General features: G+C 60.5%; 12 protein-coding genes and 2 pseudogenes. 8 read left to right on the top strand and 6 right to left on the bottom strand.

The genetic code is table 11. From position 1 onward, the window contains the following. Nucleotides 1–22: 22 nt before the first annotated feature. The 8 genes and pseudogenes from BOP93_RS21160 to thrS form a co-directional block, all read left to right on the top strand. Nucleotides 23–4,099, top strand: a pseudogene (locus BOP93_RS21160) (amino acid adenylation domain-containing protein); the annotation flags it as partial. Nucleotides 4,100–4,141: 42 nt separating this feature from the next. Next, complete coding sequence (locus BOP93_RS28315; RefSeq protein WP_430758802.1) at nt 4,142–5,755, top strand: (2,3-dihydroxybenzoyl)adenylate synthase; 1,614 nt, start codon at nt 4,142–4,144, stop codon at nt 5,753–5,755. Between the two features lie 42 nt (nt 5,756–5,797). Then, nucleotides 5,798–6,442 carry an isochorismatase family protein gene (locus tag BOP93_RS21165; RefSeq protein ID WP_124424801.1) on the top strand — a complete coding sequence of 215 codons (645 nt, stop codon included), beginning with the start codon at nt 5,798–5,800 and terminating at the stop codon, nt 6,440–6,442. Next, on the top strand, nt 6,439–6,705 hold the full coding sequence (locus tag BOP93_RS27710) for a hypothetical protein (protein WP_205885773.1): 267 nt from the start codon (nt 6,439–6,441) through the stop codon (nt 6,703–6,705). Before BOP93_RS21165 ends, BOP93_RS27710 begins: the two co-directional genes overlap by 4 nt. Continuing rightward, the gene (locus BOP93_RS21170) at nt 6,702–7,472 is read left to right on the top strand and encodes a 2,3-dihydro-2,3-dihydroxybenzoate dehydrogenase (protein WP_104504542.1); all 771 of its coding nucleotides are present in this window, start codon (nt 6,702–6,704) and stop codon (nt 7,470–7,472) included. The genes BOP93_RS27710 and BOP93_RS21170 overlap by 4 nt, the downstream gene beginning before the upstream one ends. 44 nt (nt 7,473–7,516) lie before the next feature. Then, nucleotides 7,517–8,665 carry a 3-deoxy-7-phosphoheptulonate synthase gene (locus tag BOP93_RS21175; RefSeq protein ID WP_257791294.1) on the top strand — a complete coding sequence of 383 codons (1,149 nt, stop codon included), beginning with the start codon at nt 7,517–7,519 and terminating at the stop codon, nt 8,663–8,665. Further along, nucleotides 8,662–10,080 (top strand): chorismate-binding protein, encoded by a 1,419-nt coding sequence (locus BOP93_RS21180; protein ID WP_157943536.1) that lies wholly within the window; start codon nt 8,662–8,664, stop codon nt 10,078–10,080. Before BOP93_RS21175 ends, BOP93_RS21180 begins: the two co-directional genes overlap by 4 nt. Before the next feature lie 126 nt (nt 10,081–10,206). After that, on the top strand, nt 10,207–12,120 hold the full coding sequence (thrS, locus tag BOP93_RS21185; RefSeq protein ID WP_104504545.1) for a threonine--tRNA ligase: 1,914 nt from the start codon (nt 10,207–10,209) through the stop codon (nt 12,118–12,120). 101 nt (nt 12,121–12,221) lie between these two features. On the opposite strand, the gene BOP93_RS21190 is transcribed toward thrS, so the two are convergent. The 6 genes and pseudogenes from BOP93_RS21190 to BOP93_RS21215 form a co-directional block, all read right to left on the bottom strand. Next, a complete protein-coding gene (locus BOP93_RS21190; protein WP_104504546.1) occupies nt 12,222–12,689 on the bottom strand; it encodes an SRPBCC family protein in 468 nt (155 codons plus the stop codon). A 247-nt stretch (nt 12,690–12,936) separates the two neighbouring features. Then, a complete protein-coding gene (locus tag BOP93_RS21195; protein ID WP_104504547.1) occupies nt 12,937–14,481 on the bottom strand; it encodes an MDR family MFS transporter in 1,545 nt (514 codons plus the stop codon). Beyond that, a complete protein-coding gene (locus BOP93_RS21200; RefSeq protein WP_104504548.1) occupies nt 14,474–15,646 on the bottom strand; it encodes an HlyD family secretion protein in 1,173 nt (390 codons plus the stop codon). The genes BOP93_RS21195 and BOP93_RS21200 overlap by 8 nt, the downstream gene beginning before the upstream one ends. Then, on the bottom strand, nt 15,643–17,145 hold the full coding sequence (locus BOP93_RS21205) for an efflux transporter outer membrane subunit (protein ID WP_104504549.1): 1,503 nt from the start codon (nt 17,143–17,145) through the stop codon (nt 15,643–15,645). The genes BOP93_RS21200 and BOP93_RS21205 overlap by 4 nt, the downstream gene beginning before the upstream one ends. A 208-nt stretch (nt 17,146–17,353) precedes the next feature. Further along, the gene (locus BOP93_RS21210; protein ID WP_104504550.1) at nt 17,354–18,094 is read right to left on the bottom strand and encodes an AraC family transcriptional regulator; all 741 of its coding nucleotides are present in this window, start codon (nt 18,092–18,094) and stop codon (nt 17,354–17,356) included. An 82-nt stretch (nt 18,095–18,176) separates the two neighbouring features. After that, nucleotides 18,177–18,410, bottom strand: a pseudogene (locus tag BOP93_RS21215) (2-isopropylmalate synthase); the annotation flags it as partial. Nucleotides 18,411–18,583 lie beyond the last annotated feature (173 nt).

Below are 18,583 nucleotides of genomic sequence, written 5' to 3' on the forward strand. Positions count from 1 at the left end.
TTCCGACCGGAGTTAAACTGGCATGTCAGCCTCATTCACCACTGCTTTGACATCTGCCCAACAGTCGATCTGGATGGGGCATCAATTCGATCCGCAAAGCCCTGCCTACAACGTTGCCAGCTATATCGAAATGAGCGGCGATATCGATCCCCAGCGACTTCAGTACGCCCTGCAGCGGGCGGTGGACGACATCGAAGCACTACGTGCGCGCTTTCATGAAGACGAGACTCAGGACGGCGCGCTGACCCAGACCATCCTCGCCCAAGTGGCCGTCGAGCTCAACGTGCTTGCAGTGGATGCCGAGCAAGCGCGCAGCTGGATGGAGAGCGACCTGGCCCGTCCCACTGACCTGTCGAGCGGCCCGATCTTCTCCAGCGCGCTGCTACAGGTGGCGCCCAACGTCAACTATTGGTACTTCAAAACCCACCATATCGCCATGGATGGCGTTGCGCTCTCCATGCTGTTCAAACGCGTTGCCGACCTCTACGGGCAAGCCCCGGACCTCTGCTCGCCATCGCCTTTCGGCAGCGTTCGGCAGGTGCTGGAGAACGAGCAGGCCTGGCGCACATCGCCGGCCTTTGCACAGGACCGTGCATTCTGGCAGCAGCACTGCCAGGACATGGCCGAAGTGGCCAGCCTCAACAGTGATGTCGCTCAGCCGTCCTACCAGGCCATCCAACATCGCCGGGGGCTGGACGAATCCATCATGGCCAGCTTGCGCGAACGCGCCGAGGCCATGGATTCGCAATGGGTCAACGTGCTGTTGGCGGCCTTTGGCGCGTTTGTCGGGCGTAGCACGGGTTACCGGCAGGTGACCGTTGGCGTCCCCATGATGAACCGCTTCGCCACGGGCGCAATCAACGTGCCCTGCACCCTGGCCAATGTGCTGCCGCTGCGCCTGGACATCAAACCCGGCCAAAGCGTTGAGCAACTGGTCGCCAGCGTGCAGGCACAGTTGGACCGCATGCGCCCTCATCAGCGCTATCGGGCCGAAGACATCCGCCGCGATTGCAACCTGCTGGGGGACAACCGACGCCTGACCGGACCGCAAATCAACATCGATTTCTTCTCCGCAAAGCTGTCGTTCGACGGCGTTCCCGGCGAGGTCCATGTGCTCAGCGCAGGCCCGGCCGATGATCTCTCGCTGCTGATCCAAACCCCGGCCGACGATAAAACGCTGAACATCATTGCCATGGCCAACCCGGCGCTGTACAGCCGCGATGCCCTTGAACGGCACGTGCAACGGTTCATCGACTTTGTCGAACGTTTCGCCGCGGCCAGCGACACGCCATTGGGGCAGTTGGACGCCTACGATGCAACAGACCCGGGCTACGCCCAAGGCAATGCCTGCTTCAGCCCGGTCAACCAGGCGCATACGCTGGCGCAGACCCTGGTCGAACGCTTTGAGCGCGCCGTGCACGCGACTCCGGATGCCATCGCCCTGACCTTCAACGGCGAACACCTCACCTATCAGGCGCTGAACCAACGCGCCAACCGTCTTGCCCATTTGATCCAGGACCAGACCGGGCAAACCAGCCCCCAACCGGTCGCGCTGCTATTGGCGCGCTCGGTCCAAACCTTTGTGTGCATCCTTGGCGTGTTGAAGGCCGGCGCGCATTACGTGCCACTGGACCCGGATGCACCCGCCGAACGCATCACCACCATCCTTGAGGACACCTGCCCGACACTGGTGATCTGCGACCAGTCCAGCCAGGCGCTGGTCTCGGGCAGCGACGTGAAGGTCATGGTGATCGACACCCCATCGTGCATGGATGCAGTGCAACAGCAATCGATCGACAACCTGCAATCGGGCCCTCGCGCCAACGACCTGGCCTACATCATCTACACCTCAGGTTCGACGGGCAAACCCAAAGGCGTGTGCATCACCCACCACAACGTCGTGCGCCTGTTCGAAAACACCCATCACTGGTTTGATTACCGCAGCAGCGACGTGTGGACGGCCTGTCACGGCTACATCTTCGACGCTTCCGTGTGGGAAATGTGGGGCGCATTCGCGCATGGCGGCCGCCTGGTGCTGGTACCGGTGGACACGACCCGCGACCCGGAAAAACTGCTGGAACTGGTGGTGCAGGAGCAGGTGACGGTATTCGGCCAGATCCCCTCTGCGTTCTACCGTTTCATGGAGGCCCAGGCCGATCAGCCAGCGCTGGCCGCTCGACTGAATCTGCGCTACCAGTGCTTTGGCGGCGAAGCGCTGGACTTGAGCCGGCTCAAACCCTGGTTCGAACACTACGGTCACAGCCGGACCCGCTTGCTTAACCTGTACGGCATCACCGAAACGACCATCAACGCGACGTACCAGTTCGTCACGCTGGAACAGGTGCAGACCAACCAGGGCAGCCTGATCGGCACGGTCTACGATGACCTGGACATCAAGGTGCTGGATGACGCGCTGCGTCCGGTACCCGTGGGCGGTTATGGCGAGATGTACGTACGGGGCGCAGGCCTCGCCCGTGGTTACCTCAATCGCCAGGATCTGGATGCCACGCGCTTTGTGGCCGACCCTTTCGGTGCTCCCGGTGAGCGCATGTACCGCAGCGGTGACGTGGCGGCATTGCAGGAAGGTGGCGTACTGGAATACATCGGGCGGGCCGACCAGCAGGTCAAGGTCCGCGGTTATCGCATTGAATTGGGCGAAATCGAAACCCAATTGCGTGGCCACCCGCTGTTGTCCGACGCCATTGCATTGGTGGTGACCGACGCCTCGGGCGATCCCAAGCTGGTGGCGCACGTCGTCCCCAAAGCCACCTGCCGTTGCGAGGATATCGACACCGCACAGGTGCGCGACTACCTGCGCGAGCGGTTACCGTCCTACATGGTGCCCGGCGCCATCGGCGTGCAAGAGCGCCTGCCCGTCACCTTGAGCGGCAAGGTTGATCGCAAGGCCCTGCCGACCATTGCCCTGTCGGGCGCACGCCAGGTCCAAGCGCCACGCGATGAGTTGGACGAGCGAGTGCTGGCCGCCTGGAGTGAGCAGCTGGAGATAGACACCCTCGGCATCGATGACAACTTCTTCGATATCGGCGGCGATTCAATCAAAGCCATTCGGATCTGCCGGGACCTGGGACTGCCGGTCACCGAACTGTTCGACCACCCCACCCCCCGGGCCAACGCAGACTACCTGCGCGATCATCAAGACAACGAGGCGCAAGGCGCGGTCAACTGGCTGCATGCGTTCGACAAGAGCGCAAAGAAAGAGCGCTTGAACCTGGTCTGCGTTCCATTTGCCGGCGGCAATGCGTTTGCCTACCGTAACCTGGTCAACCAGCTGTCGAGTGTCTTCAACTGTGTCTCGGTGAACTTGCCTGGGCACGACATCATGCGCCCGGACGAAGGCATGCAAGCGCTGGAAGTCGTCGCTGATGCCGCGACCCAGGAAATCCTCGCCACATTGAGCGGGCCGATTATCGTCTACGGGCACTGCGCCGGTAACGCCACCGCCATCGAAATCGCACGCCGCCTCGAACAGGCCGGCGCCGACCTCAAGGCCCTGGTCATTGGCGGCATGCTGCTGGACCAGGACCCGGTCGACGTGCAGGCCAGGGTTGCCGACCAGAGCGGTGAAAGCATTATTGATTTCCTGCAGCAGATCGGCGGATTCAAAGAAGTCCTCGACGATGCCAGCATGGCAAGCATCGCGCGCATGACCAAGCATGACGCCACCCAGACGGCGCGCTTCTTCGCCGAGGAAGCGCTGAACCGGCAAACGCTGCAAGCCCCCATTCATGTAATCGTCGGCGACATGGACCCCCTGACGCCCGACTATGAGGAGCGCTACAAGGATTGGCAGATGTACTCCTCGGACGTGACGCTGTCAGTGATCGAAGGCGGCGGGCATTATTTCGTGACCGATCTTGCCGAACCGTTGGCGCAGGTGTTGCTGGCGAACTATAAGCAACTCAACCCGGTTGTGCCCGTGCGTGCGCCCCGTGCCCTGCGCGCGTTTCATAACCCGTTCGATGATGTCGAGGGCCGCTTCAGCCTACTCGCCAACGATGCCCGCCAGCTTTCCTTGTGGCCTGAGTTTGCGCCCACGCCGGCAGGCTGGACTGCCCTGTTCGGCCCGGCCAGTCACAGCGAATGCCTGGCCCGCACGCAAGCCCACGATCATGAGGCGCTCATCAGTCCTCCTGTACCGACCGAAGGGCTCGATGCACCTTACTGGCCCGAAGCGTTCGAATCTCGCTACCGCGCCAGTGGCTGGTGGACCGGGGAAACCCTCGGCGCCATCCTCACCCGCCACGCACTGCTCGCCCCGCAGCGAATAGCCGTTACCGACGGCGATCGGAACCTGAGCTATTCGCAACTGGACAGCAATGCCGACCGCATTGCCGATGGCTTCGCCACCCTCGGGTTGAAGGCCGGTGACCGAGTGGTTGTGCAATTGCCGAACTCCCTGGAGTTCATAGAAACCATTTTCGGCCTGTTTCGCCTCGGCGCGATTCCGGTGTTTGCGCTGCCTTCGGATCGTTTGAATGAAATCACGCATATCTTTGAGATTTCAGGCGCGATCGCCTACGTGATCAAGGACCAGGCGCTGGGGTTTGATTACCGGCGTATCGCAACCGAGCTCACGCAGCACATTCCAGCCATCAAGCAGGTCATCGTGGTCGGTGATGCCGAAGGTTTCGTTCCTTTCGCCAACCTGTACGGACGCACCGCCGCCTGGCCGCAGCGCAGCTCGCGCGAGCCTGCGCTGATCACCCTGTCCGGCGGCAGCACGGCACTGCCCAAACTCATCCTGCGCCGTCATGACGATTACCTTTACAGCTTCAAGGCAAGCGCCCGGATCTGCCAACTGGACAGCGAGAGTGTCTACCTGTGCGTGCTGCCTGCCGGGCATAACTTCACGCTCAGTTCGCCGGGCTTCCTGGGCGTGCTATATGCCGGTGGGCGCGTCGTCATGACCTCAGACCCCAGCGGTTCAGCCGCCTTTGCCCTGATAGAGCGCGAGCGCGTGACACTGACGTCGGTGGTTCCAAGCCTCGCCCAGGCCTGGCTGCATGCCTCCCGCGACCATGACCTGTCCAGCCTGCAGTTGCTGCAGGTCGGAGGAGCGCGCCTGAGCGATGACGTCGCCGAGCGGCTTGCCACCTCGTTCGACTGCCAGCTGCAGCAGGTCTACGGCATGTCCGAAGGTCTGGTTTGCTACACGGCAGTGGGCGACACCGAGGAGCATGTATTGCGTACCCAGGGACGTCCTATCAGCAGTGGCGATGAAATCCTGATCGTCGACGAGAACGATGAGCCGGTAGCCAATGGTGTCGCCGGGCAATTGCTGGTACGCGGCCCCTACACCATTCGCGGCTACCTGAACGCGCCGGAACACAATGCCAGGGCCTTCACGCCAGATGGTTTCTACCGCACGGGGGATGTCGTGGTGTTCCGCGATGACGGCTACCTGGTGGTCACCGGCCGCATCAAGGACCAGGTGAACCGCGGCGGCGAAAAAATCGCCGCAGAAGAAATAGAAGGTTATCTGCTTGCTCATCCAGGCGTTCTGGAGGCCGGGATCATCGGGCTGCCGGACGAGTACCTGGGTGAGGTGTCGTGCGCCGTGGTCGTATTGGCGCCCGGCGTGCAGCTGACTGCCAGCGCCCTCAAGTCGTTCGTTCGCCAGCAAGGCATAGCGGCCTTCAAAGTCCCGGATCAGGTTCATCTGGTCCCGTCGTTGCCCAAGACCACGCTGGGCAAGATCGACAAGAAATTACTGCGAGTACAACTGGGCCAATAAACCCAAGGCTTAACTGGCACCTGAACCTACAAGGATTAAATGATGGCAATCCCGAAAATCATGGAATACCGCGCCCCGAGCGAAGTGGCACTGCAACGCAAACCGTTGGACTGGACCGTCGAACCGTCCCGTGCGGCGCTGCTGATCCACGATATGCAGAATTACTTCCTGGCGCCTTACGCCTCCAAGGCGTTCATCGATGGCGTCGTACAACGTATCGCCGCCATCAAGGAATGCTGCCATGCGCTGGATATTCCTGTGTATTACACCGCCCAGCCGGGCAACCAATCCAAGGACGACCGCGGTTTGCTGACGGACTTCTGGGGGCCGGGCATGCCCGAGGAAGGCAACGCAAAGGACATTGTCGCAGGGCTTGAACCCACCGCCGAGCGCGATGAGGTGCTGGTCAAGCATCGCTACAGCGCCTTTGCCAAATCGCCGCTTCTCAAAAGTTTGCAGGAGGGTCAGCGCGACCAACTGATTATCTGCGGTGTGTATGCCCACATCGGTTGCCTGGTCACGGCGACCGAAGCATTCATGTGCGATATCCAGCCCTTCGTGGTGGCGGATGCCATGGGCGACTTCTCTCTGGATTTGCATGAAATGGCGATACGTCATATGGCCAGTTGCTCGAGCAAAATCATGTCCTGCGATGACATGCTGGCAGACCTGGGGAAGGCACGATGAGCCAGGGCAAGCTGATCTACGACATAGCGGATTTTTATGCCGAGATTGCCGCGATACTGCGCATCACCACCGAGGAGCTCGCCGAATTCGAGTCGCCTCAAGAGGCTGGAGTCGACTCGGTTCGCCTGCTGACACTCAGTGAGAAATGGCGCAAGCGCGGCATTGACGTGAGCTTCATGGAACTTGCCGAACGGCCCGGTTTTACCGCCTGGTGGGAACTGCTCAGCGCGCGGATGCCTGTGACGGAGTGCGAGCATCCATGAGCCGTTTCGAGCATCAGTCGATTGTCGTTACCGGAGCGGCCCAGGGTATCGGAGCCGCCATCACCCGCCTGCTGCTCCAGGAAGGCGCCGATGTGTTTGCGCTAGACAACAACGCCCAGGCACTGGCAGCGCTGGCAGATGAACAACGCTCACCCAGGCTGCATCCGAAGGTGGTCGATATCACCCGGCCCCAGGAAGTGGAACTGGCCATTGCCGCCATTGACAACCAGTACCCGCTGACCGGACTGGTCAACAATGCCGGTGTGCTGGTCCCCAAAAGCATTGCCACTACGTCAGCCGAGGAATGGCAGACGACCTTCGAGGTGAATGTCCACGGTACCTTCTTCGTCTCCAGAGCCGTGGCCATTCGTATGGCCGAACGGGGTCAAGGCGCAATTGTTACGGTCGCCTCCAATGCCGGCAGCACGCCGCGCATCAACATGGGTGCTTACTGTTCGTCCAAGGCCGCGGCAGCGATGCTCACCCGGTGCATAGGCCTGGAATTCGCCGCTCAGGGCATTCGTTGCAATGTCGTATCGCCCGGCTCGACCCGCACGTCCATGCTGGCAAACATTGCCGGTGAAGGACCGCAGACCGAGCAGCGCATCATCGCAGGTGACCCCGGGCAATATCGACTCGGTATTCCGCTGCAAAAAATCGCCGAGCCACAGGATATTGCTGCAGTAGTTGCCTTTCTGCTGTCTGGCGATGCGAACCATATAACCCTGCAAAACCTGGTCGTTGACGGTGGGGCCACCTTTGAGTGAGTCACCCATCGCCATTGATGTCGAGTATTGCCTGGAGGCTTGAAATGTTGAATCTCGATTCGGTATACGCGTCGCAATCCTGGCGACCGGGAAGCTGGCGTGATAAAGAGCGCCGGCACATGCCTGACTATCAAGGCAAGCAGCTGCCGGCCGTGCTCAAGCAACTGTCACGGCTGCCCGGTCTTGTCAGTGAGGACGACATTGTCCGGCTGCGGCGGGCACTTGCGCACGCAGCGGACGGGCACACATTCGTGCAGCTCATGGGTCAGCGTGAGCAAAGCCTGAACGATGTTACCCACGCCACGTTCGATCAACGCTTCAAGACGGTTGAATCGTTGAGCCGCTACCTCGCATTGATGCTGGGCCTGCCGGTACTGGCAATCGGCTCGGTCGCCGGCAGTTATGCGCACACCCAACCTGACGCCACGGAACTCGTCGACGGCATCACACTGGATCGCTACTTTGGCGATATGGTCAACTGCCAGGCGCCAACGCCTTGGGCCAGGCGCCCGGACGCCAATCGCCTGCTATGGGCTTACGAGGCCACTGAGGCGGCAATGCAGCGGTTGCGCGCCAAGGCGTCGGCGATCCATACCAGCCATGAGTGCGCGCATCTGGACTATGAAGAAGCCCTGGTACGTCGTACCCGTCGCTCGGGTTTCTACGCCGCCAGCGCATCGTTGCTGTGGATCGACGCGTGCAATCTGTTCAGCGACAGTTGCTATGTGGAATTTGCCCGTGGCCTGGACAACCCTATCGCCCTTCGCCTCGGGCGGCAGTTCGATACGCACAGGCTGGTCAACATCGTGGAGCGCCTCAACCCTGAGCGTCAAACAGGCAAAATCCTCCTGATTGCCAATACCGCGGATGGCACGCAAGCATTGGGCGAAGCGATCCGCGCCCTGCAGACACAGCGATCGCCCGTGATCTGGTTATGTGACCCGCTGAACAGGTACACCGCGCACCCGGCGACCAGCAGCCTGACCCAGGACGTCGCCCGGGAATGGGATCAGACCCTGAGTTTGCACAGGACCCTCGACAGCCGATTGAGTGGCATTGCCCTGGAAGTTCGCAGCCACGTCTCCAGTCTTCTGGCCCCTGAACGTCATGAAGACGCGGCACCCTTCTTCGATTTTCAAAAAACCTTGCAGCTATGCAGTCATCTGGCCCATGCCTATCGGGAGTCTCGATGAATACCCTTAAACAGTCGAGCTACGCCAATCCTTATCCAAACCTGAACGCACATGAACTGGGCGCCGCGTTGCTGCCGGTATTGGAGCGGCGTTTTCCGCAGTTGGCCGCTGAGTTCATGGGCTTGTTCAGCCAGCATACTGACGGCGTACGAACGTCGATGGTCGGCCTGGGCAGTGAGTTTCGCGTAGTGGTCACCCATGATGGGACGCACCTGACCCTGCAGTTGCAGCACGAGCAGGCGGTGTGCCTGGCGCAGACGCTGGCACTGGACGCTTCGCGATTGTTCCATGAACAGTTGTTTGATGCGGTGGCGCGCTTCGTAGAGCAGCTATGCCCATGGCTGATGCAAAAGCATGGCTTGCCCGCTTGCGCGACTTTCCTGGGCGGCTGGCGTTGCGCAACCCATCCCGAACACTTGAGCGAACCGTTGGTCTTCACCCTGCCTCGCCTATTCTGCCGGATCAGCGACGAGCAGTTGACGTTCAGCTGTCTGCACGACGATATCTGGTACGCCATCGACGACCGCCTCATCGCCTCTGCGGCAGACTTCACGCCAACGGCCAACCCGCGCATTATCAAACGCGAAGATATTCCAGCGTGTGCCGACTACGTCGATGATCTGGTCGGTTTGTTGAACGAGCTTGCCTGCACCGATGCAGACAAAGTGGTCATTGGCCGTGAAGTCAAATTAACCCTCGAACGGCCAATTTCACCTGCGCTGCTGCTGCGCCTGGTGGCACCGCGCCCCAACCCGCACTACGAGTTCGTCTTCCGATGGGCCGACCAGGTGGCCTGGGTCGGTATTTCACCCGAGACACTGCTGCGCAAGGACAACGACCTCCTGGTTGTCGAGCCCTTGGCGGGCACTCGCAAGGGTTCGAGCGAGGGTGAAAAAAACGCCCGCTATCGGCACGAACTCACCAGCGACCTGAAGGAGCTCGAGGAGCATGAAACCGCTGCCGGGCTCTTTCTTGAACAGCTCGCAACGGTCTGTGAGAACGGCTCATTGGACTTGCGCGAGTCGCGCAGCGTAATCGACCTGGGTTACGTACAGCATCTCAAAAGCTTGATCAGTGGCACGGTAAAAGCAGGGCTTAACGTATTCGATGCCTTGGCGGCGGTCTATCCACCCGCCACGATCTGGGGTAAACCCTTGGCCGTCTGCGGCGAACGTATTCGTCGCTATGAGCAAATCGACCGCGGCTTTTTTACCGGTGGGCTTGGCTACTTCACCCTGGGTGATGATGCCAACTTCGCGCTGGCGATTCGCACGGTCAAGCTCACCGAATCGCATATTCATGTCTACGCCGGCAGCGGCATCGTCAAGGCCAGTGATCCCTACCGGGAATGGTTGGAGACCAGCAACAAAATGAAACCCTATCTCGCCAATGAATATGTATGGAACATATCGTGATATGGTTGCACACCGCAGTTCCAGACGCTCAGACAGCAAACACAGGATGTGTTGCTTATAAGCTCATGTGCCTATACACGACGCATTCACCCGTTAGAAACTTTTAATATTCGAGCACCCTTACATATGGTCACTATCGCTCTACCGGACGGCAGTCGCAGAGATTTTCCAGAAGCATTGACTGTGCAACAACTGGCCCAATCCATCGGCGCGGGCCTCGCTGCCGCGACTATTGGCGGCAAAGTCGACGGCACGCTGGTCGATGCCAGCTACCTTCTGGACACAGACGCCACCGTAGAGATTGTCACGACCAAAAGTCCGCAAGCGCTGGAGCTGATACGCCATTCGACGGCTCACTTGATGGCACAGGCGGTTCAACGCCTGTACCCCGGCACACAAGTAACGATAGGCCCGGTTATTGACAATGGCTTCTATTACGACTTCGTGGCACCTCGTCCCTTCACAATGGACGATCTGCCGCTCATCGAAGCCGAAATGACCAGGATCGTCAAAGAACAACTACCGGTTACCCGTACGCAATTACCACGGGATGAAGCACTGGCGTTTTTTGAACAACTGGGCGAAAGCTACAAGACCCAAATCATCGACTCCATACCCGCCGGAGAAATCCTCTCGCTTTATACCCAGGGCGAGTTCACCGACCTGTGCCGTGGGCCGCATGTGCCCAACACAGCGAAGCTTGGCGCCTTCAAACTGATGAAAGTGGCTGGCGCTTACTGGCGCGGCGACTCCAACAACATCATGCTCAGCCGTATCTACGGCACTGCCTGGGGCACCGAAAAAGAGCTCAAGGCCTACTTGAACCAACTTCAAGAAGCTGAAAAGCGTGATCACCGCAAACTGGCCAAACAGTTCGACTTGTTTCACCAACAAGAAGAAGCGCCAGGCATGGTCTTTTGGCACCCCAAGGGCTGGTCGTTGTGGCAGACGGTCGAACAGTACATGCGCCGGGTTTACCGCGATGGCGGCTACCGTGAAGTCAAGTCGCCGCAAGTGCTCGACAGTACCTTGTGGAAGAAATCAGGACACTGGGACAACTACAAAGAAAACATGTTTGTCACTGAGTCCGAAAACCGCCAGTACGCACTCAAGCCGATGAACTGCCCCGGCCACATCCAAATCTTCAAGCATGGCCTGCGCAGCCACCGTGAACTGCCGATCCGTTACGGCGAGTTCGGCGGCTGCCACCGCAACGAGCCTTCGGGCGCTTTACACGGCATCATGCGAGTACGCGCATTCACCCAGGATGACGGGCACATTTTCTGCACCGAAGAGCAAATCGCGGCCGAGATCAAGGCGTTCCACTACCAGGCAGTCAAGGTATATGCCGACTTCGGCTTCACTGACATTGCGGTCAAAATCGCACTGCGCCCTGAGCCAGGCAAGCGCCTGGGCAGCGACGAAGTGTGGGACAAGGCCGAAAACCTGTTGCGTGAGGCCCTGTCCGAGTGTGATGTGGAGTGGGAAGAGCTGCCGGGCGAAGGCGCATTCTACAGCCCCAAGATCGAATATCACCTGCGCGATGCCATCGGCCGTGAATGGCAGGTAGGCACGATGCAGGTCGACTATCACATGCCGGATCGTCTGGGCGCCGAATACGTCGACGAGCATTCGCAACGACGCAAGCCGGTCATGCTGCACCGCGCAATCGTGGGTTCTCTGGAGCGGTTTCTTGGCATTCTCATCGAACACCATGCCGGTCAGTTCCCGCTCTGGCTTGCGCCGGTGCAGGCCATCGTCGTGACGGTCACCGATGCACAGAACGATTATGCCGACCAGACACGCAATGACCTGGTCCAACTGGGGTTCAGGGTGGAAGCTGATCTGCGCAATGAGAAAATCGGCTACAAGATTCGCGAAAGCACTATTCAACGGGTGCCTTACTTGCTCGTGGTCGGTGAGCGAGAGAAAGAAAACGGTACCGTCACCGTTCGCTCGCGCGCAGGCGAAGACTTGGGAAGCATGACGATGGAGGCGCTGCACGCCTTCCTGTTGAACGAGCAATCAGCGGGAGGCTGATTATAGGCTCGTACAAAAAAAGGCCATTCATGCGAATGGCCTTTTGCATTTTACAATCCCGGCGGTGCCGGGGCGTTGGGCGCCCCGTCACCTGTTGTTCATCAGTTGAACAGCGCCTGCACGTTCTTCATCGCATCATCGGCAAACCCTTGCAGGAACGCCTCGAACGCCGGCACGTCCTCCGGGCCGCCGGTGTAAGGCTGACCAATGATGGTCCAGGTCGCCTGGCTTTGATTCGCACCTTGCGGCTCCACTTGCATGACGGCCCACAGGTTGCCGATATTCAGCGAGGTGTAAATCAGCGACCAGGTCATGGTCATGCCTTCGTTGTCATGGCTGTTAAGTTGCTCGATCACCACGTTGCCGTCCTTGAACAGCTTCTTGCGTACCGAGCGCACACCCTCCCCGGTCATTTCGATGTGAGACAACGCCGGGATGAATTTGGCGAAGCCGGAAAAGTCTCCGACGATATTCCACACGTTGCGCGCGTCGCCGTTGACGGTAACGCTGGCGACCACCGGGTTGCCCACGGGATTGCGCACCAGGGTATCGGGTTCCAGATGTAGCATGAACAGCTCCTTTTTTTAGCTTTAATGAGAGCGATATCGCCGATGCCTGCCTCAACACCCTTGGGGAGACGCCGACAGACAACGAATAACGCATTGTCACCGTCGATCGTCGACAGGTGCCGCCACCATTGTGTCACCTGCTCCCACTGGAAATCGTGACCAGTGGCGCGAAACACCACCAGGTGATGCGCTCTGTCATCCGGTTGGAAGGGTTGTAGCCGTTGCGAATATCGCGAGCTGCGTGCATTCAATACTTCGCTTGTTGACGTAACGCCAATGCCGCCACACCACACAGGATCAAGGCGACACAGGACACGTAAAACGCATCGCTGTAGGCCATCAGGTAGGCCTCGCGACGCACCGTGTGCATCAGGCCTTCAAGGATTTGCTGTTGAGCGGGCACCAGTTGGTTGAAGATGAATGCTTCACTGTCTGCCATGCTGGCGCGCAGGCGCTCCTGCAATGACGGGGAAAACAGGGTGATCGACTCGCCGACGCGCTCGGAATGAAAGCGTTCGCGCATCGCAACGATCTGGGTCAACCCGGCTGTGCCCACGGCGCCCCCCAGGTTGCGCAGCATGGAGAACAAGGCGGAAGCCGAACCGGCCTCATCCTTGGCCAACCCGGACACGGCCAACACCGACAGCGCTACCATGATCAATGGCTGCCCGATGCCCCGTACCACGGTGGACGGGATGATCACGTTGGCGGCGCTGTCCACGTCCAGATGCGCACCGAGATAGCACCCCAGGGCCATGATGAAAAACCCGCTGGCAACCATCAACTTCGGGTTGAGCCACTTCATCAGGCGCGGCATGAACGGTGCCAGCACCAGTTGCACCATCCCGTAGGCAATCAGGCTGATCCCGATTTCGCGCGCGTTGTAGCCCTGCAACTGGGACAGGTAATTGGGTACCAGAAAGACCAGGCCGAACGTGGCCCCGCCAAAAATGAACATCGCCGCGCTCGCCACGCCGAAGTTGTAGCTTTTGAGCAAGCGCAGGTTGATGAAGGCGCGGCTGCCGTACAGCTGTGACAGCACGAAATACACCAGAGCGACGCCGGCGATCAACGACATCCACAAGATGAAATCGGAGCCGAACCAGTCCTTGCGTCCGCCTTCTTCGAGCACGATCTGCAAACCGCCTAGGCCGACGATCATGGCCAAAATACCGCCCCAGTCGCCGCGCTTGAGCAAACTCAACTGCATCGGTTTGGCATCGATGGACCACGCCACCGCCAGCAACAGCAGGATACCCGGGGCCAGTTGCAGGTAGAAAATCCAGCGCCAAGAATAGGCATCTGTCAGCCAGCCGCCGATGGACGGGCCGGCAGCCTGGGCCACGCTGTTGGACAGGGCGAACAGGGCCATGCCCATGGCGATCTTGCTCGGCGGCAGTTCAGTGATGATCAGTTGGAACGACAGCGGGATCAGCACCGCGCCGGCGGCGCCCTGGATGACCCGGATGATGATCATGACTTCCAGGTTGGGCGCCCAGGAACACGTGATGGAAGCCACCAGGAATACAAACGAGCCCACCAACATCACCCGGCGCAGGGAAAACACCTGCACCAGCCAGGCGGTCAGCGGGATCATGACGATTTCGGCGACCAGATACGCCGTGGAAATCCACGAGCCCTCCTCAAAGGTCGCGCCCAGCGAGCCTTCGATTTCAGGCAGCGCGGCGCTGGTCACGTGCACGTTCATGCCGGCCATGAAACAACCGAACAGCCCGCCGATCACAGCCACCCAGGCGCGAAAGGAGACGTTTTTCTCTCCGGCCTCAGTCATGCTTGGCGTCCTGGACGGCAGGACGGGTATCTACCGTGGTAATCACCGACATGCCCGGCAGAATCGGGCCACCTTCATCGTGCTGATCGATCACGATCTTCACCGGAAAGCGCTGCACGATCTTGGTGAAATTGCCGGTGGCGTTGTCCGACGGCAGCAGCGCAAACACCGCCCCCGAGCCCGGCGAAAAACTCACCACATGCCCCGTGAGCTTGCGTCCCGAATAGCTGTCGACACTGATATCCACCGGTTGCCCGGCGCGCATATCGCGCAGTTGGGTTTCCTTGTAGTTGGCCACCACGTAGGCCTGGTGCAAAGGCACCACCGCCAGCAACGGCAGGCCCGGTGCGACGTACTGGCGCGTGCGCACCTTGCGCTGCCCCACCACCCCGTCGATCGGCGCGCGGATCAAGGTGTCTTCAAGCGCGTTGGTCGCCAGTTTCAACTGCGCCTCGGCCTGGCCGCGCCGGGCTATTTGCTGCTGGAGCGAGGCATCGGCCAATTGGCGCCGGGTAATGGCGACATTCAGCCGGGTTTCCTGCTGGCGTTGCATCGCCCGGGCAATTTCCACCGCAGCGCTGGCCTGGGTGTAACTGGCGGCTGCGCTTTCCAGACGCTGGGCGCTGGCGGCATGCTCACGGACCAGGCCTTCATAGCGACGCTGATCCAGACCGGCGCGGCGCAACTCCGCTCCCACACTGCGCGTGTGCGCCTCCGCCTGGGCAATGCCGGCCTTTTGTTGCGCGATCAGGCTGTCGGTGACTTGCAGGTTGGCCTGCTGGGCGGCAATCGAGGCTTGCGCTTCAGCCAACTCCGCACGGGCCTGGGCCAACCTCGCCTGGTAGTCACGGTCCTCGATGCGCACCAGCACATCGCCGGCCTTGACGGGCTGGTCATCCTCGACCAGCACCTGGGCCACGTAGCCCGATACCCGCGGACTGATGGGAATCCAGTCGGCGCGCACGTAGGCATCATCGGTCTGTTCCAGGTAGCGCCCGATGGTCATCCAATACACGCCGAACACCACTGCCGCGATCAATAAAACAGCACCACCGAGCAGGATCAGGTTGCGTTTGCGGCGTTGCTTGCGGTCGTGCATGAGTTGCTCGACCACCTGCTCCTGCTCATCCTGCACAGTGTTTTTTTCATCAACAGCGATATTCATGGCTGGGTACCGGAAGAATTGACGGAAGCATGGGTAAGCGCAGCGGTCGGGGCCTGGCTGGAAGCGGACTGCCAGCCGCCGCCCAGGGCGCGAAACAGACTGATCTGGCGCTGCAGCAACTGGCCATCGGCGTCGGCGCGCGTGGCTTGCAGGCGGATCAGCTCACGCTCGCTGTCGAGCACGTCGAGAAAGTCGATGGAGCCGGCGTTGTAATTGAACTGCGCGAGCCTGTAGGCGTGCTGACTGCTCTCCAGCGCCTGGCTCAGGGCGGCGTGGCGCTGGCGCTCGCCGTCGTACAACACCAGTGCCTGGCGCACGTCCTTGAGGGCGTTGAGCACGCTGGCCTCGAATTGCGCGACCTGCACCTGCTCAAGCGCCCGGGCCTGGTTGACCCGTGCGCGATTGGCACGCCAGTTGGGGAACTGCCAGGTGATCAGCGGGCCGATGCCGAACATCACCGCGCTGCTGTCGCCCAGTTCATGGGTATTGATGGCCGAGGAAGACACTGATGCACCAAAGGTCACCTTGGGGTAAAGGTCGGCCTGGACGATATCCACTTGCAACGTGGACGCCTGCAAAGCCCGCTCGGCCTGACGAATATCGGGTCGGCGCGCCAGCAATTGCCAGCCATCCCCCACCGGCAGTGCGGCGGCGAGTTGCGGCACCACTTCGCAGGTCGCCGCGCCTGAGCCTTGCTCCAGGTCCGCCATGCCGGTCAGCATCGCCAGCTCGTACAGCGCGGCCCGGCGACGCGCCTCCAGCATCGGCAGCAAGGCCAGGGTTTCGCCTTGCAGTGCCTGCATGCGGCTGTATTCAAGATCTGTGACCACGCCTGCCTGACGCTGGCGGTCGGTGAGCGCCAGGCTGTGCCCGACCACTTCCAGCGAATGACGCTGCACCTTGGCGCGTGCGCCCAGGGCGCAGGCATTCACGTAGGCACGCGTGGTTTGCGCGGCAACCGTGATACGCAGCAGGTCTTCGGCGTCCTGAGCCGCCGCCGCCTGCACCTGCGCCCGTTCAATGCTGCGCTGGACCTGGCCCCACACATCCACCTGGTAAGCCAATTCGAAGCCTGGGTTGAAGGACCACTGCGACGGTGCGTGACTGTCGATGGCCTCGGCCAGGGTCTGATCGTCGGCCGTCTTGCCGTAAGCGGCGCCCAGTGAGGCCTGCGTGAACGGCCAACGCTCGGCGTCGGCCTGCATGATCCCGGCCAGCATCGATTGCACATGGGCCTGCGCCGCCGCCAGATCGCGATTGTGTTCCAACGCTTGCTGCACCAGCGCATCGAGCCTGGGGTCGTTGTACAACTGCCACCAACGGTCGGGCAGCGCCTGGGCCGATACGCCTTGCGGCAGGCGGCTCAAGGCATCGATTCGCTGGGGATGCGATTGCGCCGGCGTATGGGCGATCCAGGAAGAACACCCCGCCAACCAGACAACCGCCGCGCCCAGGAGCGAAAGACGGCAGTGCCGCGCGGAAAAAGAAGGCGAACCCATCGCAGAAATCCAGAGTGCTAAGTAGAGACGCAGGTTAAGAGAGCGCAGCGCTGCGCATCTCCCGAGTTCCAGACAACCATCGTTTCGATTGGGACAACCTGCGTGCCACCGTTGAATCCTGAGCAACCGTCGGCCGCGCAGACGCAAACATGGCCCTGCGCAGCCGCGGGCCATGTCCAGTGGGAGGGGGGTGAACGCCGGGTGCGGCTCAGACCAGACGGCAGTTGCTCGGTGTATAACCCATGGTGCGTTTGAACATCGCGGTAAAAGCGCTCGGGCTTTGGTAACCATGCTCCAGCGCCACTTCCAGAATGGACACACCGCAGGCAAGGCGCTGCATGCTCAGCAGCAGCCGTGTACGCTTGCGCCACTCGCCGTAGCTCATGCCCAACTCTTTCTGGAACAGCCGAGCGAGGGTGCGCGAACTCATATTGAGTTGCACCGCCCAGCTCTCCAGTTTCGATTCCTGTGAAGGGTTGTCGATAAAGTCGGCGCACAGCGACTTGAGCCGCGGCTCATCCGGAATCGGCACATGGGCCAAGACCCTTGGCGCCCTGTCGAGTTCGGAGAAGATCAGGTCGACAATCTGCACATGACGCACCACGGCCGGCTCGCTGTCGGGCGTTTCGGCCGCAGCGATGATCAGCTCACGCAGCAGTGGCGACACGCGGATGACGTGGCACTCCTCGGTCAAGGCGCGGTGGGCGCCGGGGGTGATCAGCAAGGTGCGCATGCGCACCTCGCCGGTCATGCGGATCTGGTGCTCCTGCCCCGAAGGTACCCACAGCGCGTGGCCGGAGAGCACCACCCATGTGGTGCCCACCACCGATACCAGCATCACGCCGTTGATGGCATACACCAACTGGCCTTCTTCATGTCGATGCGAAGCAACGATGTCACCGTGGCCATAGTTACCGGTGAGCGCCGCCAATGCGGTATGTGCATTCATCTCAGGAAGGCACCGCCGCACTCATCACGCTGAGCAGGCCCAGACGCGATGCGCGATTGACGGCACTCGTCACCCCCTTGAGGGACTCGGCAGTAAACCCCACCTCGATTTCCTTGCAACCCACCCTGGCCAGTAGATAGAAGAAGCGATGCTTGCGCTCGGCATTCATGGGTTCGATCAGCGCCTGGTTGCCATCATGCATATCGATACTGCACAAGGTCGGTGCCGCAGCCTGCACGACATGGGGCCATTGGCGGTCCGGCAGATCGACGGTGGTGAAATGGCGGTATTTGCTGGAAGGATCCTTGAGCATCATGTGGCTTCTCCTTTTTAGACTGATCGTCGGTTGCCTAGGCAGACTTGCTGACCACGCTCGACATTGGATCCAATACTAAACAAAGAAAGCTTGGCATGAATTGCGTATTTGAGTCGACAACGTGAAGAAAAATACATAAAAAAACCAATATCTATAAAAATATTGGTAGATTC

Source organism: Pseudomonas orientalis, assembly GCF_002934065.1.
GTDB classification, from domain to species: Bacteria; Pseudomonadota; Gammaproteobacteria; order Pseudomonadales; family Pseudomonadaceae; genus Aquipseudomonas; species Aquipseudomonas orientalis_A.